The 20,601-nt window shown below is 64.5% G+C and carries 20 protein-coding genes; 5 read left to right on the top strand and 15 right to left on the bottom strand.

The window, feature by feature from the left end; translation table 11 throughout:
- The first annotated feature begins 31 nt into the window (after window positions 1-31).
- Complete coding sequence (locus ACI6S0_RS02655; RefSeq protein WP_004211191.1) at window positions 32-580, top strand: shikimate kinase; 549 nt, start codon at window positions 32-34, stop codon at window positions 578-580.
- Window positions 571-1,680, top strand: coding sequence for a 3-dehydroquinate synthase (gene aroB / locus ACI6S0_RS02650; RefSeq protein WP_434404845.1), 1,110 nt, complete (start codon window positions 571-573; stop codon window positions 1,678-1,680). The genes ACI6S0_RS02655 and aroB overlap by 10 nt, the downstream gene beginning before the upstream one ends.
- A 442-nt stretch (window positions 1,681-2,122) precedes the next feature.
- Here aroB and rpmE read toward each other — a convergent pair whose 3' ends face one another.
- From rpmE to rpsB, 12 genes are all read right to left on the bottom strand, one after another.
- Window positions 2,123-2,347 carry a 50S ribosomal protein L31 gene (rpmE, locus tag ACI6S0_RS02645; protein WP_004211187.1) on the bottom strand — a complete coding sequence of 75 codons (225 nt, stop codon included), beginning with the start codon at window positions 2,345-2,347 and terminating at the stop codon, window positions 2,123-2,125.
- 114 nt (window positions 2,348-2,461) lie between these two features.
- Window positions 2,462-2,941 (bottom strand): 3-hydroxyacyl-ACP dehydratase FabZ, encoded by a 480-nt coding sequence (gene fabZ / locus ACI6S0_RS02640; protein WP_004211185.1) that lies wholly within the window; start codon window positions 2,939-2,941, stop codon window positions 2,462-2,464.
- Between the two features lie 4 nt (window positions 2,942-2,945).
- Window positions 2,946-3,614, bottom strand: a complete 669-nt coding sequence (locus tag ACI6S0_RS02635; RefSeq protein WP_004211184.1) for an OmpH family outer membrane protein — start codon at window positions 3,612-3,614, stop codon at window positions 2,946-2,948.
- The gene (bamA, locus tag ACI6S0_RS02630) at window positions 3,614-6,250 is read right to left on the bottom strand and encodes an outer membrane protein assembly factor BamA (protein WP_313392674.1); all 2,637 of its coding nucleotides are present in this window, start codon (window positions 6,248-6,250) and stop codon (window positions 3,614-3,616) included. The genes ACI6S0_RS02635 and bamA overlap by 1 nt, the downstream gene beginning before the upstream one ends.
- Window positions 6,251-6,338: 88 nt before the next feature.
- Window positions 6,339-7,472, bottom strand: a complete 1,134-nt coding sequence (rseP, locus tag ACI6S0_RS02625) for an RIP metalloprotease RseP (RefSeq protein WP_434404844.1) — start codon at window positions 7,470-7,472, stop codon at window positions 6,339-6,341.
- A complete protein-coding gene (locus tag ACI6S0_RS02620) occupies window positions 7,469-8,626 on the bottom strand; it encodes a 1-deoxy-D-xylulose-5-phosphate reductoisomerase (RefSeq protein WP_434404843.1) in 1,158 nt (385 codons plus the stop codon). Before ACI6S0_RS02620 ends, rseP begins: the two co-directional genes overlap by 4 nt.
- Window positions 8,626-9,402, bottom strand: coding sequence for a phosphatidate cytidylyltransferase (locus ACI6S0_RS02615; RefSeq protein ID WP_004211179.1), 777 nt, complete (start codon window positions 9,400-9,402; stop codon window positions 8,626-8,628). Before ACI6S0_RS02615 ends, ACI6S0_RS02620 begins: the two co-directional genes overlap by 1 nt.
- 5 nt (window positions 9,403-9,407) lie before the next feature.
- On the bottom strand, window positions 9,408-10,148 hold the full coding sequence (locus ACI6S0_RS02610) for an isoprenyl transferase (RefSeq protein WP_434404841.1): 741 nt from the start codon (window positions 10,146-10,148) through the stop codon (window positions 9,408-9,410).
- A gap of 43 nt (window positions 10,149-10,191) precedes the next feature.
- Entirely contained in the window at window positions 10,192-10,749 is a 558-nt protein-coding gene (frr, locus tag ACI6S0_RS02605; protein WP_004211176.1) for a ribosome recycling factor, read from the bottom strand.
- Between the two features lie 2 nt (window positions 10,750-10,751).
- Window positions 10,752-11,477, bottom strand: coding sequence for a UMP kinase (gene pyrH, locus ACI6S0_RS02600; RefSeq protein WP_004211175.1), 726 nt, complete (start codon window positions 11,475-11,477; stop codon window positions 10,752-10,754).
- Window positions 11,478-11,704: 227 nt separating this feature from the next.
- The gene (gene tsf / locus ACI6S0_RS02595; protein ID WP_010337470.1) at window positions 11,705-12,631 is read right to left on the bottom strand and encodes a translation elongation factor Ts; all 927 of its coding nucleotides are present in this window, start codon (window positions 12,629-12,631) and stop codon (window positions 11,705-11,707) included.
- Between the two features lie 112 nt (window positions 12,632-12,743).
- Window positions 12,744-13,502, bottom strand: coding sequence for a 30S ribosomal protein S2 (rpsB, locus tag ACI6S0_RS02590; protein ID WP_188082431.1), 759 nt, complete (start codon window positions 13,500-13,502; stop codon window positions 12,744-12,746).
- A 257-nt stretch (window positions 13,503-13,759) separates the two neighbouring features.
- On the opposite strand from rpsB, the gene ACI6S0_RS02585 reads away from it, so the two are divergent.
- Window positions 13,760-13,996, top strand: coding sequence for a hypothetical protein (locus ACI6S0_RS02585; protein ID WP_434404840.1), 237 nt, complete (start codon window positions 13,760-13,762; stop codon window positions 13,994-13,996).
- A 14-nt stretch (window positions 13,997-14,010) separates the two neighbouring features.
- On the opposite strand, the gene ACI6S0_RS02580 is transcribed toward ACI6S0_RS02585, so the two are convergent.
- Both ACI6S0_RS02580 and ACI6S0_RS02575 read right to left on the bottom strand, forming a co-directional pair.
- Window positions 14,011-14,724 carry a CDP-alcohol phosphatidyltransferase family protein gene (locus ACI6S0_RS02580; RefSeq protein ID WP_051156968.1) on the bottom strand — a complete coding sequence of 238 codons (714 nt, stop codon included), beginning with the start codon at window positions 14,722-14,724 and terminating at the stop codon, window positions 14,011-14,013.
- A gap of 50 nt (window positions 14,725-14,774) precedes the next feature.
- On the bottom strand, window positions 14,775-15,509 hold the full coding sequence (locus ACI6S0_RS02575) for a phosphatidylserine decarboxylase (RefSeq protein WP_029547694.1): 735 nt from the start codon (window positions 15,507-15,509) through the stop codon (window positions 14,775-14,777).
- A gap of 203 nt (window positions 15,510-15,712) precedes the next feature.
- Here ACI6S0_RS02575 and ACI6S0_RS02570 point away from each other — a divergent pair, with 203 nt between their 5' ends.
- On the top strand, window positions 15,713-16,933 hold the full coding sequence (locus ACI6S0_RS02570; protein ID WP_434404839.1) for an NADP-dependent isocitrate dehydrogenase: 1,221 nt from the start codon (window positions 15,713-15,715) through the stop codon (window positions 16,931-16,933).
- A 119-nt stretch (window positions 16,934-17,052) separates the two neighbouring features.
- Window positions 17,053-18,666 (top strand): GNAT family N-acetyltransferase, encoded by a 1,614-nt coding sequence (locus ACI6S0_RS02565; RefSeq protein WP_434404838.1) that lies wholly within the window; start codon window positions 17,053-17,055, stop codon window positions 18,664-18,666.
- Window positions 18,667-18,705: 39 nt separating this feature from the next.
- Here the strand turns inward: ACI6S0_RS02565 and glmS are convergent, their stop codons facing one another.
- On the bottom strand, window positions 18,706-20,529 hold the full coding sequence (glmS, locus tag ACI6S0_RS02560) for a glutamine--fructose-6-phosphate transaminase (isomerizing) (protein ID WP_037510157.1): 1,824 nt from the start codon (window positions 20,527-20,529) through the stop codon (window positions 18,706-18,708).
- Window positions 20,530-20,601: the final 72 nt, after the last annotated feature.

The following is a 20,601-nucleotide window of genomic DNA, read 5'->3' as shown; positions in this document are numbered from 1 at the left end:
AGCGACGGCTGGCTGTATAGCCCCCCTCGCCATGCAGCGAAACAGCAAATTCCCGGAGAGCAAAGCCAAGCGCGGCCCGATCGTGCTGATCGGCATGATGGGCGTGGGCAAATCCACCGTCGGCCGGCGCCTTGCCGCGCGCCTGGGCCTGAGCTTCGTCGATGCCGATGAAGAGATTGAGCGGGCCGCCGGCATGAGCGTGAGCGAGATTTTCGCCCGCTATGGCGAGGCCCATTTCCGCGATGGCGAGCGCCGGGTGATCGCCCGGCTGATGGACGGCGTGCCCAAGGTGATCGCGACCGGGGGCGGCGCCTTCATGCAGGACGAGACCCGCGCGCTGATCCTGGACCATGCCACCACCATCTGGCTGGATGCCGATATCGAGGTGCTGGTCGATCGCGTGTCCCGCCGCGAAGGGCGCCCGCTGCTGAAGGATCGCGACCCGCGCATCGTGCTGACCGAGCTGGCGGCGGTCCGCAACCCCATCTACGCGCTGGCGCCAATCCATGTGAAGAGCATCGCCGCGCCGCACGAGGTCGCCGTCGACCGCATCCTGGAGCAGCTATCCGCATGGCACTAGTCCCCGTCGCGCTGGGCGCGCGCAGCTATGACATCGTCATCGAACAGGGCGCGCTCGACCGTGCGGCCGACCATCTGGCGCGCTATGCCCGTGGCGGGCGGCTGGTCGTCGTCACCGACACCCATGTCGCGGCGGCGCAACTGCCCCGGCTCGACGCCAGCCTGCGCCGCGCCAATATCGTCATCGAACCGATCATCCTGCCGGCGGGCGAACAGACCAAGAGCTGGCGCCATCTGGAGGAGCTGCTCGACGCGCTGCTGGCGCTGGAGATCGAGCGTGGCGACCATGTGATCGCGCTGGGCGGCGGCGTGATCGGCGACCTGGTCGGCTTTGCGTCGTCCATCCTGAAGCGCGGCTGCCATTTCGTGCAGCTGCCCACCACCCTGCTGGCGCAGGTCGACAGCTCGGTCGGCGGCAAGACCGCGATCAACGCGCGCGCCGGCAAGAATCTGATCGGCAGCTTCTACCAACCCAGCCTGGTGCTGATCGACCCGTCGGTGCTCGACAGCCTGCCGCTGCGCGAAACCCGCGCCGGCTATGCCGAGGTGGTCAAATATGGCCTGATCGACGATCCCGACTTCTTTGCCTGGTGCGAAGCCAATGCCGACCGGCTGCTGGCCGGCGACGCGGAAGCCCGCACCTATGCGATCGAGCGGAGCGTGCGCGCCAAGGCGGCGATCGTTGCCGATGATGAGCGCGAGACGACCGGCCGCCGGGCACTGCTGAACCTTGGCCACACCTTCGGCCATGCGCTGGAGGCCGATACCGGCTTTTCCGACACGCTGCTCCATGGCGAGGGCGTGGCCGCCGGCATGGCGCTCGCCTTCCGCTATTCGGCGCGGCTTGGCCTGTGCAGGGCATCGGACGCGGAACGGGTCACCGCGCATCTGAAGGCGATCGGCCTGCCCCATGACCTGGCCAGCGCCCATGTGACGGCCGACGGCGCGGCGCTGGTGGCACATATGCTGCACGACAAGAAAATGGCGGCGGGCACCCTGCCCTTCCTGCTGGCGCGCGGCATCGGCCTGACCTTCCTGTCGAAGGATGTCGTGCTGGACGATGTGGCGGCGTTCCTCGACGCGGATCGCGCCAGCGCCTGACCAAGGGCCTATTACACAGCAGACAATTACCGCCCCTCCCTCCCAGGGAGGGGTTGGGGTGGGTAGCGAGTGCAGCGAGCATCCTCCCGCCGCTGACGCAGCGCACCTACCCCCGGCCCCTCCCTGGAAGGGAGGGGAGAAACATGGCCTTGTCCCGACATTTCAGCACCGATCGGCCTCGGTAATAATCGGGACATTCGCCCGCAGCATTTGCGGGTTAGATCATTCCTTGTCAGCGGCATCCCCTTGCAGATCCCCCTCTGTCGCCGCTGATCCTCCCCTGAACCTCGGCCTCCAGCTTTTAGCTGGAGGCCCTTTTTTTTGCCTATCAGCCCAGACCCTCCACCATGCTGCGCATGGTCCCCCTCCCCGCCAGCGGGGAGGAACAAAAAAAGGGCGCCCGGTGGGGCGCCCTTTCGATATCGTGCCTGTGAAAGGCCGATTACTTCTTCAGCGTCAGGCCGCCAAAGCGCTTGTTGAAGCGCGCAACCTGGCCACCGGTGTCCAGCTGGCGGTTGCCACCGGTCCAGGCCGGGTGCGACTTGGGGTCGATGTCGAGCGCCATCGTGTCGCCTTCCTTGCCCCAGGTCGAGCGGGTCTGGAAGGTGGTGCCGTCGGTCATCTGGACGGTGATGAAGTGGTAATCGGGGTGGGTATCGGCCTTCATGGCGTCTTGCTCCGTGTGTGTGCCGGTTCCGACCGGCTATGGATGCGATAAAATGCGAAGGCGCGCCGTTAGCGTTTTCGGCGCGCCAAAGCAAGGAAAAGGATGTGCCTTCGCTCAGTCCTTGGGCGGATCGGCGATCATCGCGACGAAATTGGCTTCTGCCGCCAGCTTGCCGTCGATCAGCGCACGACCCGCGAACTTGCAGACCGCGCCGCGCATCTGCGTCACTTCGACATGCAGGTCGAGCAGGCAGCCCGGCTCCACCGGGGTCCGGAACTTCGCACCGTCGATGCTCATGAAATAGACGAGCTTGCCCGAATCCGCGAGCCCCAGCGAATCGACCACCAGCACGCCGGCCGCCTGGGCCATGGCCTCGACGATCAGCACGCCCGGCATGATCGGCCGGCCGGGGAAATGACCCTGGAAGAAGGGCTCGTTCATCGACACCGCCTTGATCGCGTGGATCGACTGGCTCGGCACCAGCGACGCCACGCGGTCAACCAGCAGCATCGGGTAGCGATGCGGCAGGGCAGCCATGACCCGACGGATATCCATCGGGCCACGGGCTTCCTTGTTATCAACCTCTCCGGTCATCTTATCAGCGCGACTTGGGCGCCTGCGCCGGGTTGGCGGGGGCCGGAGCGGCAGCGGCCGGGGCCGCAGCCTGGCCCTGACGACCGCCCGGCTGCCAGCCGGCGGGCGGGGTGATGCCGACGCTGGGCACCAGCGTGTTGAGTTCGGTCACGACCGCGGCCGTGATGTCGACGGTCGGCTGATAGGACACGGTCGCGTCGGGCGACAGGACCAGGTCAACCTTCGCCTTGGTCATGGCGGCCTTCAGCGCGTCCGACAGCTTGGCGGTGATCTGTTCCTCGACATAGGCATTGGCGAGCGCGATCGGCTGACCCAGGCGCTGCAGTTCGGCCTGCGCGGTCTGCTGCGACTGCTGGAACTGCTGATACTGGGTTTCGATCGCCGGGGTCGGCTTGCCGCCGGCCGCCTTCAGCGCCGCCTGCAGGGCGTCGCCCTTGGTCTTCAGATCGGTGTCGATCGCGGTCTTGCGCGCGGTGAAGCTGTCGATCTGCGCCTTGTAGGTGGTCTGGATCTGGGTACGGGCGGTCGAATAGGCGGCGCTGGTGGCAACCGCGCGCTGCAGATCGACGACGGCGATGCCCTGCTTCGACTGGGCAGCGGCTGGCGCGGCGGTCAGAGCGATGGCGGTGACAGGCGCGATACCGAGCGCCAGAGCCTTGATAAACGTCTTCATCAGAATTGAGTCCCTACGTTGAAGGTGATGAGTTTGTTGTCGTCCCCTGGTTCCTTGAGCAGGGCCTTGGCGATGTCGATGCGGAACGGCCCGAAGGGCGAGTTCCAGTTGACACCAAAGCCCACGGACAGACGCGGTTTCAGCGTGTCGCCCAGATAATCTTCCTCGAACATGCCGCTCTTGGTGTCATAGCCAACAGGGCAGACCGGGCTGGCAGCCGTGCCGGTCGCACGGACGGTGCTCAGCGAACCGGTGGAGTCGGAGCAATAGCCCGCAAAGTTGATGGTGCCGGGATTCTTCAGGCCGGCAACGGCGCCGACATCCGCGAAGATCGACGGACGCAGGCCCATTTCACGGGCACCCGAACCCAGCGGAATCTCCATTTCGGCGCGGGCCATATAATAGACGCGGCCACCCAGCGCGTCATCCGACACATTATTGTTGCCGGTCTGGCGAACATAGCTGGTGGAACCGTCATCATTGGTCTGCGAAACCAGATAATAACGCTTCACGCGCGGACCAACGCCGCGAATGTCGAAGCCGCGCATCTGCGGTTCGCCCAGGAAGAAGCGATCGGTCAGGCGGATCGGGTCGACTTCGGCGCCGGTGGCGTCATAGCGCGTGCCCTGGAGGCTGTGGATATAGCCGCCCTCGCCCGACAGCGAGAAGATGAAGCCGCCGCCCAGGCCCCAATATTTGGCGGCATTGGCGCGGGTGCGGATGTAGCGGACGTCGCCGCCCAGACCCGCGAAATCCTGGCTGAGCGTGACGGTCTGGCCACGGGTCGGACGGATGCGGTTGTCGCGGGTATCGTAGATCAGCGAGTAGCCGATCGACGAGGTGGTGCGCTTGCCGATGGCGTCGCAGAGATAGCGGCCGGCCAGCAGCGGGTCGCAGACGCCGTCGGTATAATAGGTGTCCTTGTCCAGCGTCACGTCGTCGAAGTTCAGCGTGTAGCGCAGCGCCAGCGACACATATTCGGTGATCGGCACGCCGGCACGCAGCTGGAAGCCGGTCGTGGTCTGTTCATAGGTGGTGTCGCGGTCGTTATTGCTGAGATAACGGAAGCTGTTGAGGTCGCGGCGATAGATGTCGCCGCCCAGCGCGATATTCTTGTCCATGAAATAGGGCTCGGTGAAGCCCACTTCGACCGACTTGGAATAAGCCGAATAATTGACCGAGGTGCGCAGTTCCTGGCCCTTGCCCCGGAAGTTGCGCTGGGTGATCGACGCCGAGATGATGAAGCGTTCGAGCGAGGAATAGCCGGCCGAGAGCGAGAGTTCGCCGGTCGACTTTTCCTGGACGTTGGTTTCCAGCACGATGCGGTCGGGCGCCGAGCCGGGCTTCTGCTCGATGTCCAGCTTCTCCTGGAAGAAGCCGAGCGAGTTGATGCGGTCCTTCGAACGCTTGACCAGGAAGCTGTTGAAGGCGTCGCCTTCGGCCAGGCGGAACTCGCGGCGAACGACCTTGTCCTGGGTCAGCGTGTTGCCGTTGATGTCGACGCGCTCGACATAGACGCGCGGGGCGTTGGCGATGCGGAAGTTGATCCCCATCGTCAGGTCGTCCTTCGACCGGTTGAAGTCGGGTTCGACCTGGGCAAAAGCATAGCCGAACAGGCCGGCGGTTTCGCTCAGCGTGTCGACCGTGTCCTCGACCTGCTTGGCGTTGTACCAGTCGCCCTTCTTCATCGGCAGGCGGCGGGTCAGCGCATCGCCCGACAGGTCGCGAATGTCGCTCTCGACCTTCACGTCGCCAAACTTGTAGCGATCCCCTTCCTCGACCACATAAGTGATGATGAAGTCCTGCTTGTCAGGCGTCAGTTCCGCGACGGCCGAGATCACGCGGAAATCGGCATAGCCTTCGGTCAGGTAGAATTGGCGCAGCTTCTGCTGGTCATAGGCCAGGCGATCCGGGTCATAGCTGGTGCCCGAGGAGAAGATGCGGAACCAGCGCGACTGCTTGGTCACCATCTGGCCGCGCAGTTCGCCGTCCTTGAACTTCTCGTTGCCGATGATGTTGATCTGGCGGACCTTGGACTTGGGCCCTTCCGAGATTTCGAACACGATGTCGACGCGGTTCTGGTCCAGCTGGACCATCTTCGGCTCGATCGTCGCGGCGAAGCGGCCCTGGCGGCGATACAGCTCGACGATGCGGGCGACGTCGGCACGGACCTTGGAGCGGGTATAGATCTGGCGCGGCGCCAGTTTTATTTCGGGACGGATCTTGTCGTCCTTCAGGCGCTTATTACCTTCAAGGACGATACGGTTGATGACGGGGTTTTCCTTCACCTCGACGGTCAGCGCGCCGCCATCGTTGCGGATCTGGACGTCGGCGAAGAGTTCGGTCTCATACAGGTCGCGCAGCGCCTGATCGAGCGATTCCTGGCTGAAGGCCTGGCCCACGCGCAGCTTGGTGTAGGACATGACCGTGTCCTGCTCCAGACGCTGGGTGCCGGTCACGGTGATGCTGCGGATCGTGCCTTCGGGCGTATTGGCCGTGGACGCCGCGATCGGCGCAGCCGCCGGTGCTGCCGGGGCCGCATTCTGGGCCATCGCCGGCACGGCCGACAGGCCCGCAATCATCGTCGTGGCCAACAGGGCCGCGATGATCGGACGCTGGCCCTTGCTGCTGTTCATCGCTGTCACCCGCTCACCTCAAAAAAGTAAAAAACTGTTTCGCCAGAAATAGACGGCGCCGAACCGCGCCTTCCCTGCCCGATGCGGCTCAGCCGATCAAGCCGGACAGCCGCTCCCACAATCCGAAAGACGACAAATCGTTGAAGGTCACCAGCAACATGACCGTCATCAGCAGCGCCAGACCCGACCGATAGGCCCAATCCTGCACCTGCGGGCTCACCGGCCGCCGCTGCACTGCCTCCACCCCATAGAAAAGCAGATGACCGCCATCCAGCATGGGAATTGGCAAGAGGTTGATGAACCCCAAGTTAATCGAGATGAGGGCGATGAAGAAGATGAAGCTCTCCAGCCCCAGCGTCGCCGCCTGCCCCGATACCTGTGCGATCTTGAGCGGCCCGCCCAGTTCCTTGACCGAACGGTCGCCGCCGATCACCTGGCCCAGCGTCTCCACCATGGTGCGGATGATCTGGCCGGTGCGCTCGATCGCCACCACGGGCGCGCGCAGCAGGCTGACCGGTTCGATCACCGGTTCGCCCGGCGCGATGCCCAGCCGCCCGATGCGGAATTTGTTGCCAAAGCCGTCATCTTCGCTGACCGCGCCGACATGACCCTGCTTCTCGATCACCCGCCCCTTGCGATCGAGCAGGATCGTCACCGGTTCGCCGGGCCGAATCTGCGCATAAAGGCGAATGTCATCGAAGGTGCTCATCGCCCGACCATTGAGCGAGACGATGCGATCGCCCGGCTGGATGCCGGCCATGGCAGCGGCGCTGCCGGGCTGGACCATGCCAGCGATCGCCGGGGTCCGGCTTTCGCCATGCAGGAAGGCGAAGGCGGCGAGTATCAGGATGGCGAAGAGGAAATTGATCGCCGGGCCGGCGGCGACGATCGCCGCGCGCTGCCACAGCGGCTTGGCCGGGAAGCTTTCGGCGCGATCCTGCGCCGACATTTCCAGCCATTTGGGATCGGTCTGGCTGGCCGCGTTCATGTCGCCCTTGAAGCGGACATAGCCGCCCAGCGGCAGCGCCGCGAGCCGCCAGCGCGTGCCGCGCCTGTCCACCCAGGCGGCGATTTCCGGGCCGAAGCCGATCGAAAAGGCCTCCGCCTTCACCCCGCACCAGCGTCCGACCAGATAATGACCCAGTTCATGCACGAAGACGAGCGGCCCGATGACCGCCACGAAAGCCAAGATGGTCAACAGGAAACCGGGATTGTGGATCAAACCGTCAATCTTTCCATCACATCACCCGCCATAACCCGTGCCGTTGCGTCGGCGTGCAGGACATCATCCATGCAGGCAGGCATCGGCGCGCTATAGCGGTTGAGAACATCCTCCACAATCATGGCGATATCAAGGAAGCCGATGCGGCCGGCCAGAAAGGCCGCCACGGCGACCTCGTTGGCGGCGTTGAGGATGGCGGCCGATGCGTCGCCGGCCTGCGCCGCCGCGCGCGCCAGGCGCAGCGCGGGGAAACGCCGGTCGTCGGGCGCTTCGAAGTCCAGACGGCCGATCCGGGCCAGGTCGAGCGGCTGGCAGGGTGTGGCGATCCGCGCCGGCCAGGCCAGCGCATGGGCGATCGGGATGCGCATGTCGGGCGAGCCGAGCTGTGCCAAAGTGGACCGGTCGCGATATTCGACCATCGAATGGATGACCGATTGCGGGTGGACCAATATCTCGATCCGGTCGAGCCCGACCGGGAAGAGATGGGCCGCCTCGATCAGTTCCAGCCCCTTGTTCATCATCGTCGCGCTGTCCACGCTGATCTTCGCGCCCATCGACCAGTTGGGATGGGCCACCGCCTGCGCCGGGGTGATGGCGCGCATCTCCTCATAGCCGAGCGTCCGGAACGGTCCGCCGCTCGCGGTCAGGATGATGCGCGCGACATCGTCCAGGCTGCTGCCCGCCAGGCACTGGAAGATCGCATTATGCTCGCTGTCCACCGGCAGCAGCGTCGCCCCCGATGCGGTCGCCGCCTGCATCATCAGCGCGCCGGCCGACACCAGCGACTCCTTGTTGGCCAGCGCCACCGTGCCGCCGGCCTGCAGCGCGGCGATGGTGGGCTTGAGGCCCGCGCAGCCGACGATCGCGGCCATGGTCCAGTCGGCCCCCGCCGCTGCGGCATCGACCAGCGCGCCCTCGCCCGCCGCCGCCTCGACACCCGATCCGGCGAGCGCGTCCTTGAGCGCGCCATATTGGGCTTCGTCCGCGACCACGGCAATCTTCGCACCGACCGCGCGCGCGGCGGCGGCGAGGCCGGCGACATCGCGATTGGCGGTCAGGGCGATGACTTCATAGGCATCGGGTTCGCGCTGGATCAGGTCCAGCGTCGACATGCCGACCGATCCGGTGGCGCCGAAGACGGAAACGCTGCGCATCAGGCGCCCGCCAGGACCAGATAGAGCAAGGCGGCGAGCGGCGCGGCTGCCACCACGCCGTCGAGCCGGTCCATCACCCCGCCATGGCCGGGCAGGAGATTGCTGCTGTCCTTGACGCCGGCGCGGCGCTTCATCGCGCTTTCGAGCAGATCGCCAAGCTGCGCCGCCACGGCGAGCAGGCCGCTCGCCGCCGCCAGCTGGATCGGCAGGTCGGCAAAACGATAGAGAAGGAAGCCGGTGAGCAGGGCCGCCAGCACGCCACCACCCAGCCCCGACCAGGTCTTGGACGGGCTGACCCGCGGCGCCAGCTTGGGCCCGCCGATCGAGCGGCCAGCAAAATAGGCGCCGATATCGGTGGCCCAGACCAGGCCGAGCGCCCAGAAGGCCAGCAGCAGGCCATGGCTGTCGGGCGCCTGCCCGCGCAAGAACAGCAGCGCCATCACCGGCAGGCAGATATAGAGAATGCCGAGCGCCAGCTTGATCGCGCGGCTGGTGATCAGCACGAAGAAGAAGGAGGCCATCATCAGGCCGAAACCGAGCCAGGACACGCCCGCCGCCACCGGGCAGAGGATCGCCAGCGGCACCGAGACGGCATACATCGCCATCTTGCGCTGATCGGACGAGGCGCCGGTCAGCATGCCCCATTCGCCCATCATCAGCACACCGGCGATCGACAGCAGCATCCAGAAGACGAAACCGCCAAAAACCAGCGCGCCCACAGCCATGGCGATCAGGCCAAGGCCAACGATCGTGCGGGTCCGCAATTCACTCGACATGTTACTCACAGTCCGCCGAAACGGCGGTCCCTCATGCGGAAGGCGTCGAGCGCCTGCGCCAATGCCCGGCCATCGAAATCGGGCCAGAGCATATCGGTAAAATAGAGTTCGGCATAAGCCACCTGCCACAGCATGAAATTGCTGAGCCGCTGTTCGCCCGATGTGCGGATCAGCAGGTCGAGCGGCGGCAGGTCCGCGGTGTAGAGTTCGGCATCGATCGCCTCGATACCGATATTCTCGGCCGACAATTCACCGCTCGCCACCCGCTGCGCCAGACGCTGCGCCGCGCGCACCATCTCGTCCTGCGCGCCATAGTTGAGCGCGATCGCGATCACCGGGCCAGTGTTGGCGGCGGTGCGCGCCATCGCGCTTTCGATCAGGTCGACCAGGCCAGGCTCCAGCGCCTTGTAGTTGCCGATCACCCGCAGCCGCACGCCATTGGCATGGAATTCGTCGATATCCGACTGGATGAAATGGCGCAGCAGCCCCATCAGGTCGGACACCTCGGTCGCCGGACGCTTCCAGTTCTCCGAAGAGAAGGCGTAGAGCGTCAGGCATTCAAGGCCCATATCCTGCGCCGCGCGGGCGACGCGGCGCACCGCCTCCACCCCGGCGCGATGGCCGGCGATGCGCGGCAACAGCCGCTTCTTCGCCCAGCGGCCATTGCCGTCCATGATGATGGCGACATGACGCGCACCATGGGCAGGCGCAGCGCTGGTAAGATCGGGCTTGGCTTGTGTGGCCATCAGATAGGAATGCGTGCTTTGGCCGCGAAAGAAAAGCCCCGGCTTACTGGCCGAGGATTTCCTTTTCCTTGGCCGAAGCGGCCGCGTCGATATCCACGATGGTGGCGTCGGTCAGCTTCTGGACTTCGGTTTCCAGACGCTTGCGCTCGTCTTCGCTGATCTCGCCCTTCTTCTCGTCGGTCTTCAGGCTGTCCATGCCGTCGCGACGGACGTTGCGGACGGCGACGCGCGCGCCTTCGGCATATTTGCTGGCGAGCTTGGCCAGTTCCTTGCGGCGTTCCTCGGTGAGGTCCGGGATCGGCAGGCGCAGCGTCTGGCCGTCGACAATCGGGTTGAGGCCCAGGCCCGCCGAGCGGATCGCCTTGTCGCAGGGGCCGACATTGGCCTTGTCCCACACCTGGACCGACAGCATGCGCGGCTCGGGCGCCGACACGGTGGCGACCTGGTTCAGCGGCATGTTGGCGCCATAGACGGTGACCATGACGGGATCGAGCAGCTGCACATTGGCGCGGCCGGTGCGCAGACCGGTGAGATCGCCCTTCAGCGCTTCGATTGCGCCGGCCATGCGGCGTTCGAGGTCGGACTTGTTATACTGGGCCATTATTAGCGCTCCTGATTTTGCACGATCGTCGCGGTGCCTTCACCCGCCAGCACCTTGGCCAGGTTGCCTTCCTCGCGGATGTTGAAGACGACGATGGGAATATGATTTTCACGGCACAGCGCGATCGCGCTGGCGTCCATGACCTTGAGATTGTCGGTGAGCACCTGGTCGAAGCTGATCGCCTCATAGCGGGTGGCATCCGCCACCTTCTTGGGATCGGCGTCATAGATGCCATCGACACTGGTGCCCTTGAACAGCGCGTCGCAGTTCATTTCCGCCGCGCGCAGGGCTGCGGTGGTATCGGTGGTGAAGAAGGGATTGCCGGTGCCCGCCGCGAAGATCACGATCCGGCCCTTCTCCATATGGCGCACGGCCTTGCGCCGGATATAGGGTTCACACACCGACGCCATCGGAATGGCCGACTGGACGCGGGTGTCGCAGCCGATCTTTTCCAGCGCATTCTGCACCGCCAGCGCGTTCATCACGGTCGCCAGCATGCCCATATAGTCGGCGCTGGTGCGGTCGAAGCCCTTGGCCGCGCCGGCAAGGCCGCGGAAGATGTTGCCGCCACCCACGACCACGCACAGTTCGAAGCCCGCATCCTTCGCGGCGGCGATTTCGCCAGCGACGCGATCGACGGTCTCGGGATCGATGCCGAACTGGCCGGACCCCATCAGCACCTCGCCCGACAATTTCAGCAGGATGCGTTTGAAGGCTGGCCGGGTCATGTGGGGCAAGAATCCTTGATGGTTGGCAGGGGAAGCGGCCGGGACATTAGAGGCGGTAAAGCGCGATGCCAAGGGGCGTTTGTCGTGCGCTCCAGCCTCTTCATGGAGAAAGCGGCACCGATGGTGCCCGGCCCGACCGGCACCGACCGCCGAACGCACCATGCTCTCATAGAAAAAGGGCGCCCCGCAGGACGCCCCTTCCCTTTTGCTTGTCGCTCGATCGGCGATCAGGCGCCGGCGGCAGCAGCCACTTCGGCGGCGAAGTCGCTGACTTCCTTCTCGATGCCTTCGCCCAGCTGGAAGCGGACATAGGACTTGAGCGAGATCGACTTGCCGGCATCCTTGGCCGCCTTGGCGACGACGTCGGCGATCGGGGTCTTGTTGTCCATCACGAACAGCTGCGAGAGCAGGGCCTGCTCCTTGGCGAACTTGGCAACCGCGCCGTCGACCATCTTGGCGACGATTTCGGCGGGCTTGCCCGATTCGGCAGCCTTTTCAGCGGCGATCGCGCGCTCACGCTCCAGCAGGGCCGGATCGATGTCGTCAGCCGACAGGGCCAGCGGGAAGGCAGCGGCGATGTGCATGGCCAGCTGCTTGCCCAGCGGCTCCAGAACGTCGGCGGGGGCATCGCCTTCGAGCGCGACGAGCACGCCGATCTTGCCGAGGCCGGGCGCAGCGGCGTTGTGGACGTAGGGCACGACGACGCCTTCGGTCACTTCGACATGGGCGACGCGACGCAGATTCTGGTTTTCGCCGATGGTGGCGATGTTGGCGACCAGCTTTTCGGCGATGGTGCCGCCGGCGGGGTGCGGCTGGGCCGACAGGGCTTCGGCGTCAGCCGCGCCCGATTCCAGCGCAACGGTCGACACGGTGCGAACGAAGTCCTGGAACTGGTCGTTCTTGGCAACGAAGTCGGTTTCGCTGTTCACTTCGACGGCAACGCCCTTGGTGCCGGCAACGGCAACGCCGACCAGGCCTTCAGCAGCGGTGCGGCTCGACTTCTTCTGGGCAGCAGCCAGACCCTTGGCGCGCAGCCAGTCGGTCGCCGCTTCGATGTCGCCATTGGCTTCGGTGAGGGCCTTCTTGCAATCCATCATGCCCGCGCCCGAACGGTCGCGCAGTTCCTTGACGGCGGCAGCGGTAATCTCGGCCATGTTGAGGCTCCTAAATCAAAAGGGGTTAAATAAGCAGGTCTTAGATAAGCACTAGGGCGCGTTCCTTCTGGAGCGCGCCCTAGCCTGTCAACTTTGCAGTCGTGCGACGCGCTTAGGCTTCGGCGACGACTTCTTCAGCCAGCGGCTCGTCCAGAGCGCCCAGGTCGATGCCCGAAGCCTGCTGCGCACCACGGTTGCCCTTGGTGGCGGCGGCGGCGACGGCGTCGCAGTAGAGGCGGATGGCGCGGCTGGCGTCATCGTTCGCCGGAACCGGGAAGGCGATGCCGTCGGGCGAGACGTTCGAGTCGAGGATGGCGACAACCGGGATACCCAGGGTGTTGGCTTCCTTGATCGCCAGCTCTTCCTTGTTGGCGTCGATCACGAACATGACATCGGGGATGCCGTTCATGTCGCGAATGCCGCCCAGCGACAGTTCCAGCTTCTCGCGCTCGCGGGTCATCTGGAGGACTTCCTTCTTGGTGAAGCCGTGGGTATCGCCCGACAGCTTCTCTTCGAGGGTCTTCAGGCGCTTGATCGAGCCCGAAATGGTCTTCCAGTTGGTGAGCATGCCGCCCAGCCAGCGGTGGTTGACGAAGTGCTGACCCGACTTGCGGGCGGCTTCGGCGATCGGATCCTGGGCCTGGCGCTTGGTGCCGACGAACAGAACCTTGCCGCCGCCGGCGACGGTGGCCGACACGAAGTCGAGGGCGCGCGCGAAGAGCGGCACGGTCTGCGACAGGTCAAGGATGTGGATGCCGTTGCGGTCGCCGAAGATGTACGGCTTCATCCGCGGGTTCCAGCGGTGGGTCTGGTGGCCGAAGTGGGCGCCAGCCTCGATCAATTGCTGCATGGTGACGACGGGGGTCGCCATAATCATTTCTCCTTCCGGTTGCTACCTCTGGGAATCAGGAACCTTGGATGGTCTCAAAGACCCGTCCGGCACCGGATATGTCGATTCCCATGTGGAATGGGCGCGCCTTTAACGCCCAAAACCCCGTTGCGCAAGGGGTTGACTCGCTCTCAATATGAGAACATAAAGTGAACAGATGGAACAAACAGTCTAAACGCCCGTTTGCACCGACATAGTGAGCCTAAGCGTGCAAATGGCAAGATAGAAAGTCAGCGGCCATGTTCACCATTGTTGCAGCGACCATTTTCTCCGCCGCCTTCCTGCTGGCGGTCGGCACCATTGCCTGGATGTTTGCGCTCTATCATCAGAAGATGGCGGCAGCCCTGCTGTTCGAGCCGATTCCCCAGACCTCGCCGGTCTATCATATCCGCATCACGCGGAACCGCGTGCGCCAGCCGGCTCGCACCGCCACCCTGTCCGCCCCCGCCCTGCCCGGCAGCGCCCTCGCTGCCTGAACAGGACATAAGGCTCAGCCAACAGGCTGCTTGCGCACCTTGGCGTAGGACAGGATGCCGAACGGGATCAGCAGCACATAGACGCCGCAGATCAGCAGCAGAGTGAGCCAGGGCTGGGTCGCCAGCGCCGCCGCCAACAGGCCGACAAAGGCGATGAGTTCCAGCCGGATGCGTTTGCGCAACCGCAGCGCCGACCAGCTATAGGTGGCGATGCTGGAGATCATCAGGAAGGCCACGAACGCGGTCCAGGGCGCGACCACATACCAGGCGCGGAAAATCTCTTCGCCCGTCACCATCCACAGATAGAGCGGCACGAAGGTGAGGCCGGCACCCGCTGGCGCCGGCACGCCGGTCAGGAAGCCGGCCGATTTGTGCGGCTGCTCCTCGACATCGATATTGGCGTTGAAGCGCGCCAGGCGCAGTGCGCAGGACAGCGCATGGGCCAGCGCGAAGATCCAGCCGAATTTCGGCATGGCATGCAGCGACCAGAGATAGAGGATCAGCGCAGGGGCGACACCGAAGGCGATCGAATCGGACAGCGAATCCAGTTCGGCGCCAAAGCGGCTCTCGCCCCGCAGCATCCGGGCGATCCGGCCGTCCAGTCCGTCGAGCACGCCGGCGAACAGGATGGACAATACCGCCCGCTCCCACTCGCCCGAAATGCCGTAGCGCACGCCGGTGAGGCCGAAGCACAGCGCCATCGCCGTCACCGCATTGGGTGCCAGCATGCGCAGCGTGATGCCGCGCCGCAGCCCGCGCGGAACGGCGCGACGCCGCCTCACTGCTGGATGCCCGCAATCACGCGGCGATCGCCGATCTGGCCCAGGATCGTCTCGCCCGCGACGGTGCGCTGGCCCAGGATCACGCGCGGCGCGGTGCCGGCGGGCAGATAGACGTCGACACGGCTGCCAAAGCGGATGAGGCCGATGCGCTGGCCGGCGGCGACCATGTCGCCCGGCTTGACGAAGGGTACGATGCGGCGCGCGACAAGGCCGGCAATCTGGGTGAAGCCGACGCGCAGGCCGTCATGACGCTCGACCAGGATATGCTGGCGCTCATTATCCTCGCTCGCCTTGTCGAGATCGGCGTTGAGGAACTTGCCCGAAATATAGGTGACGGCCTTCACCGTGCCGCCGATCGGGGTGCGGTTGATATGGACGTCGAACACGCTCATGAAGATCGACACGCGGATCAGCGGCTGATCGCCCAGGCCATCAGGGCCGGCCATTTCGCGCGGCGGCGGCACGCGCTGGATCAGGGTCACCAGGCCATCCGCCGGGGCGATGATCGCGCCTTCATCCTGCGGCACGGCGCGGATCGGATCGCGGAAGAAGGCCAGCACCCAGATGGTGACCATCAGCATCAGCCAGCCGATGATTTCCCAGCCCATCACGAAGAACAGGCCGGTGATCGCAGCCGCGATCGCGCCGAACTTCACCCCTTCGGGATGGACCGAGGGGAAGCGCCATTTGACATTGCCGCCTGCGGCAATCGTGATCTCGTCATTTTCCATGGACATGTCTTTAGGGGGAGACATTGATCCTGACAACGACGATCCCCGTCCTTGGCTCCCGGCATGAACGCGCATCGCACAACAGTCTTGCGCATGCATCGCATGATCGGCCGGAAATCCGGCGCTGGACGGTTGAACATTGGCGGCGCAGGCCGTAGGGCGTCCCCATAATTCCACCCAAGAGAAGAAGGCGAATAGGCGCTATGGCGAAGATCAAGGTGAAAAACCCCGTCGTGGAAATCGACGGCGACGAAATGACCCGCATCATCTGGGAATGGATCCGTGAGCGTCTGATCAAGCCCTATCTCGACATCGACCTGAAATATTACGATCTTTCGGTCGAGAAGCGCGACGAGACCAGCGACCAGATCACGATCGACGCGGCCAATGCGATCAAGGAACATGGCGTCGGCGTGAAGTGCGCGACCATCACCCCGGATGAAGCGCGCGTCGAGGAATTCAACCTCAAGCAGATGTGGCGCTCGCCCAACGGCACGATCCGCAACATCCTGGGCGGCGTCGTGTTCCGCGAACCGATCGTCATCAAGAATGTCCCCCGCCTGGTTCCGGGCTGGACCGACCCGATCGTGATCGGCCGTCATGCATTCGGCGACCAGTATAAGGCGACCGACTTCGTCGTCCCCAGCGCCGGCAAGCTGCGCATGATCTGGGACGGCGAAAATGGCGAGAAGATCGAGAAGGAAGTGTTCAACTTCCCGTCGGCTGGCGTTGCCATGGGCATGTATAATCTGGACGATTCGATCCGCGACTTCGCCCGCGCCAGCATGAACTATGCGCTCGATCGCGGATGGCCGCTGTACCTGTCGACCAAGAACACCATCCTCAAGGCCTATGACGGCCGCTTCAAGGATCTGTTCCAGGAAGTGTTCGACGCCGAATTCGCCGAAGCGTTCAAGGCCAAGGGCATCATCTACGAACACCGCCTGATCGACGACATGGTCGCATCGGCGCTGAAGTGGAGCGGCAAGTTCGTCTGGGCTTGCAAGAATTATGACGGCGACGTCCAGTCGGACACCGTGGCCCAGGGCTTCGGCTCGCTCGGCCTGATGACCTCCGTCCTGCTGTCGCCCGATGGCAAGACCGTGGAAGCCGAAGCCGCGCACGGCACCGTCACCCGCCACTATCGCCAGCACCAGCAGGGCAAGGCGACCTCGACCAACCCGATCGCCTCGATCTTCGCCTGGACCCAGGGCCTGTCGTTCCGCGGCAAGTTCGACGGTACGCCCGAAGTCACCAAGTTCGCCGAGACGCTGGAGCAGGTCTGCATCAAGACCGTCGAAGGCGGCGCGATGACCAAGGATCTGGCCCTGCTGATCGGCCCGGATCAGGCCTGGATGACCACGGAGCAGTTCTTCGAGGCGATCCGCGTCAATCTGGAAGCCGAAATGGCCAAGTGGGCCTGATAAAGGCTTTTTGCCGGAACTGATCGCTTCCTGAAGCTTTCAATACGGAAACGGAACGAGGCGGTGCCGCATCCCGGCGCCGCCTTTTCCTTTTCGGATCGATGCGACGGGAGCAAAGAATGACCACGACAGCCAAGAAGCGCCTGGAAGTCCGGGCGGCGGTGCCCGGCGATGTGCGCGGCATCCAGCGGCTGATCGCCCGCGCCTATCCCGGCATGCCCAATTATTCGCTGGCCACCATCCGCGGCCAGATCAACAATTTCCCCAATGGCTGCTTCGTCGCCCTCTATGACAGCAAGGTCGTGGGCTATTGCGCCACCATGCGCGTCAGCAAGGCGATGGCCTTTTCCCATCATGACTGGGAGGAGATCACCGCCAACGGCTTCGGCACCCGCCACAGCGCAGCAGGCGAATGGCTTTATGGCTATGAAATGGCGGTCGATCCCAAGCTGCGCGGGCTGCGCATCGGCCAGCGCCTCTATGACGAGCGCAAGGAACTGGCCGAGGAACTCGACCTGCACGGCATCGTCATAGCCGGCCGCATGCCCGGCTATGCCCGCGCCAAGCGCCGCGTCGGCAGCGCAGCCGACTATCTGGAAAAGGTGGTCAGCGGCAAGCTCCGCGACCAGGTCATCAGTTTCCAGTTGAAGAATCAGTTCGAGCCGCTGGGCGTGCTGGAAAATTACCTGCCCGAAGACAAGCAGTCGGACGGCCATGCCGCCCATCTGGTCTGGCGCAACCCCTATGTCGACCCGGACGAGGCGCCCGAAATGCGGGTGCCGCGCGGCGTCGAAAGCGTCCGCCTCGCCACCTGTCAGTTGCAGGCGCGCGCGGTGAAGGATTTCGACGAGTTCGTCCGCAACATCGAATATTTCGTCGACGTGGCCGCCGATTACCGGTCGGACTTCATCGTCTTCCCCGAGCTGTTCACTTTGCCCCTGCTCTCGTTCGAGACCAAGAAGCTGTCGCCGATCGAGGCGATCGACAAGCTGACCGGCTATACCCCGCGCCTGACCAAGGAACTGACGCGGATGGCCCTGGAATATAATATCAACATCATCGGCGGATCTCACCCGACCCGCGCCGACGATGGCGACATTCAGAATATCGCCTATGTCGCGCTGCGCGACGGGTCGGTCCACACCCAGGAAAAGATCCACCCCACCCCCAACGAAGCCTTCTGGTGGAACATCAAGGGCGGCGACGCGCTCGACGTGATCCAGACGGACTGCGGGCCGATCGGCGTGCTAATCTGTTATGATAGCGAATTTCCCGAACTGGCCCGCCGCCTGGTCGACCAGGGCGCGCGCATCATCTTCGTCCCCTTCTGCACCGACTCGCGCCTGGGCTATATGCGCGTGCGCTATTGCGCGCAGGCCCGCGCGATCGAGAATCAATGCTATGTCGTGATGTCGGGCAATGTCGGCAACCTGCCCAACGTCGACAATATGGACATTCAATATGCCCAGAGCGCAATCCTGACGCCGTGCGACCTGCCCTTCGCCCGCGACGGGATCGCGGCCGAGGCGAGCGAGAATGTCGAGACGCTGACCATGGCGGACGTGAATCTGGCCGACCTCAGCTGGGCGCGGGCCGAAGGCACGGTCCGCAACCTGCGCGATCGCCGCTTCGACCTTTATCATATCGACTGGGACAGCAATCCCGACCACAGCCACGCGCCAAGCGGCGGCCCGGTGCCGGCCGGTGGCCATAATTCGCCCGGCGGCGGCTGACCCTATCCCTCGGATCGACCGCCGCTGCGTGGCGGCCGATTATTCGACGGTGACGCTCTTTGCCAGATTGCGCGGCTGATCGACGTCGGTGCCCTTCAGCACGGCGACATGATAGGCGAGCAGTTGCACCGGCACGGCATAGACCATCGGTGCGATCAGCGGGTGGACCTTGGGCATGGTGATGGTGGCGAGGCACCCCTCGCCTGCCGCCTGCACCCCGTCATAGTCGGAAATCAGCACCACCTTGCCACCGCGCGCCTGCACTTCCTGCATGTTGCTGACGGTCTTTTCGAACAAGGGGCCGCTGGGCGCGATGCAGATCACCGGCACCAGTTCGTCGATCAGCGCGATCGGGCCATGCTTCATCTCGCCGGCGGCATAGCCCTCGGCATGGATATAGCTGATTTCCTTGAGTTTCAGAGCGCCTTCCAGCGCCAGCGGATAGTCGGTCCCGCGTCCCAGATAGAGCACGTCACGCGCCGGCACGATATGATGGGCCATCGCCTCGATCGCCTCGTCATAAGCGAGCGCGCCGTTGATCGCGGCGGGCGCTTCGGCGAGGTGGCGGACGATTTCCTTCTCATCCTTGGCGCTGAGCTTGCCCTTGGCCCGCGCCAGATTGGCGGCGAAGGCGGCGAGCACGGCGAGCTGGCAGGTGAAGGCCTTGGTCGAGGCGACGCCGATTTCCGGGCCGGCATGGGTCGGCAGCAGCAGGTCGGCCTCGCGCGCCATCGAGCTGGTCGGCACATTGACGACGACGGCGATCTTCTGCCCCTGGGCACGGGCATAGCGCAGCGCGGCGAGCGTGTCGGCAGTTTCGCCCGACTGGCTGATGAACAGGGCCAGGCCACCCTCCTCCATCACCGGTTCGCGGTAGCGGAACTCGGAGGCGAAATCCAAATCGACCGGCACGCGGGCGAATTGTTCGAACCAGTAGCGCGCAACCATGCCGGCATAGAAGCTGGTGCCGCAGGCGACGATGGTGACGCGGCGGATGGTCGACAGGTCGAAATCGGGGATCGGCAGCGACACGCGGTCGTCCATCCGCTGTAGATAGGCCTTGAGCGTCTGGGCCACGACGACCGGCTGCTCGTAGATTTCCTTCTGCATGAAGTGGCGGTGATTGCCCTTGTCGATCATCGCGCCGGACACGCCGGAAATGGTGACCGGGCGTTCGACCGGGTTATTGTCCTTGTCGAAGATTTCGGCGCCATCCTTGGTGATGACGACCCAGTCGCCCTCGTCCAGATAGGCGATGCGCTGGGTCAGCGGGGCGAGCGCCAGCGCGTCGGAGCCGAGGAAGGTCTCGCCATCGCCATAGCCTACGACTAGCGGCGAACCGAGACGCGCACCGATCAGCATGTCGGGATGACTCTTGAACAGGATGGCGAGCGCGAAGGCACCGTGCAGGCGCGGCAGCACCTGGGCCACGGCCTCCTTCGGCGCCACGCCCTGCTCCACCAGTTCGCTGACCAGATGGGCGACCACTTCGGTATCGGTCTGGCTGTCGAAGGTGCGGCCGCGGGCAATCAGTTCGTCGCGCAGCGGCTTGAAATTCTCGATGATGCCATTGTGGACCAGCGCCACTTCGCCGGTCGCATGCGGGTGCGCGTTGCTGGTGGTCGGCGCGCCATGGGTCGCCCAGCGGGTATGGGCGATGCCGGTGGTGCCGGCCAGCGGCGAGGCGGCCAATTCCTTGACCAGATTGTTGAGCTTGCCCTCGGCCCGGCGGCGATCGATCCGGCCGTCATGCACGGTCGCGACGCCGGCACTGTCATAGCCGCGATATTCCAGCCGCTTGAGGCCATCGACCAGTCGTTCCGCGACCTGATCCTTACCAATAATTCCGATGATACCGCACATGGTGGAAAGCCCCGCCGAACCAGATTAGTCAGATAGCGTCCATATAGGACAGCTTTGTCGCCATGCCATTAA

The sequence above is a fragment of the Sphingobium sp. DN12 genome (assembly GCF_051058005.1).
GTDB classification, from domain to species: domain Bacteria; phylum Pseudomonadota; class Alphaproteobacteria; order Sphingomonadales; family Sphingomonadaceae; genus Sphingobium; species Sphingobium yanoikuyae.
Note: the sequence above shows the minus strand (reverse complement) of the source record. Positions and strands in the feature narration are given on the sequence as shown.

What these genes read in the sequence shown, in the direction of transcription:
- ACI6S0_RS02610 (WP_434404841.1), bottom strand. Translation starts at nt 10,148, where the DNA reads ATGGCCACACAAGCCAAGCCCGATCTTACCAGCGCTGCGCCTGCCCAT.
- frr (WP_004211176.1), bottom strand. Translation starts at nt 10,749, where the DNA reads ATGGCCCAGTATAACAAGTCCGACCTCGAACGCCGCATGGCCGGCGCA.
- fabZ (WP_004211185.1), bottom strand. Translation starts at nt 2,941, where the DNA reads ATGACCGGAGAGGTTGATAACAAGGAAGCCCGTGGCCCGATGGATATC.
- aroB (WP_434404845.1), top strand. Translation starts at nt 571, where the DNA reads ATGGCACTAGTCCCCGTCGCGCTGGGCGCGCGCAGCTATGACATCGTC.
- ACI6S0_RS02570 (WP_434404839.1), top strand. Translation starts at nt 15,713, where the DNA reads ATGGCGAAGATCAAGGTGAAAAACCCCGTCGTGGAAATCGACGGCGAC.
- ACI6S0_RS02615 (WP_004211179.1), bottom strand. Translation starts at nt 9,402, where the DNA reads ATGTCGAGTGAATTGCGGACCCGCACGATCGTTGGCCTTGGCCTGATC.
- pyrH (WP_004211175.1), bottom strand. Translation starts at nt 11,477, where the DNA reads ATGACCCGGCCAGCCTTCAAACGCATCCTGCTGAAATTGTCGGGCGAG.
- ACI6S0_RS02635 (WP_004211184.1), bottom strand. Translation starts at nt 3,614, where the DNA reads ATGAAGACGTTTATCAAGGCTCTGGCGCTCGGTATCGCGCCTGTCACC.
- ACI6S0_RS02655 (WP_004211191.1), top strand. Translation starts at nt 32, where the DNA reads ATGCAGCGAAACAGCAAATTCCCGGAGAGCAAAGCCAAGCGCGGCCCG.
- tsf (WP_010337470.1), bottom strand. Translation starts at nt 12,631, where the DNA reads ATGGCCGAGATTACCGCTGCCGCCGTCAAGGAACTGCGCGACCGTTCG.
- ACI6S0_RS02620 (WP_434404843.1), bottom strand. Translation starts at nt 8,626, where the DNA reads ATGCGCAGCGTTTCCGTCTTCGGCGCCACCGGATCGGTCGGCATGTCG.
- ACI6S0_RS02565 (WP_434404838.1), top strand. Translation starts at nt 17,053, where the DNA reads ATGACCACGACAGCCAAGAAGCGCCTGGAAGTCCGGGCGGCGGTGCCC.
- bamA (WP_313392674.1), bottom strand. Translation starts at nt 6,250, where the DNA reads ATGAACAGCAGCAAGGGCCAGCGTCCGATCATCGCGGCCCTGTTGGCC.
- rpmE (WP_004211187.1), bottom strand. Translation starts at nt 2,347, where the DNA reads ATGAAGGCCGATACCCACCCCGATTACCACTTCATCACCGTCCAGATG.
- ACI6S0_RS02585 (WP_434404840.1), top strand. Translation starts at nt 13,760, where the DNA reads ATGTTCACCATTGTTGCAGCGACCATTTTCTCCGCCGCCTTCCTGCTG.
- glmS (WP_037510157.1), bottom strand. Translation starts at nt 20,529, where the DNA reads ATGTGCGGTATCATCGGAATTATTGGTAAGGATCAGGTCGCGGAACGA.
- rpsB (WP_188082431.1), bottom strand. Translation starts at nt 13,502, where the DNA reads ATGGCGACCCCCGTCGTCACCATGCAGCAATTGATCGAGGCTGGCGCC.
- ACI6S0_RS02580 (WP_051156968.1), bottom strand. Translation starts at nt 14,724, where the DNA reads ATGCTGGCACCCAATGCGGTGACGGCGATGGCGCTGTGCTTCGGCCTC.
- ACI6S0_RS02575 (WP_029547694.1), bottom strand. Translation starts at nt 15,509, where the DNA reads ATGGAAAATGACGAGATCACGATTGCCGCAGGCGGCAATGTCAAATGG.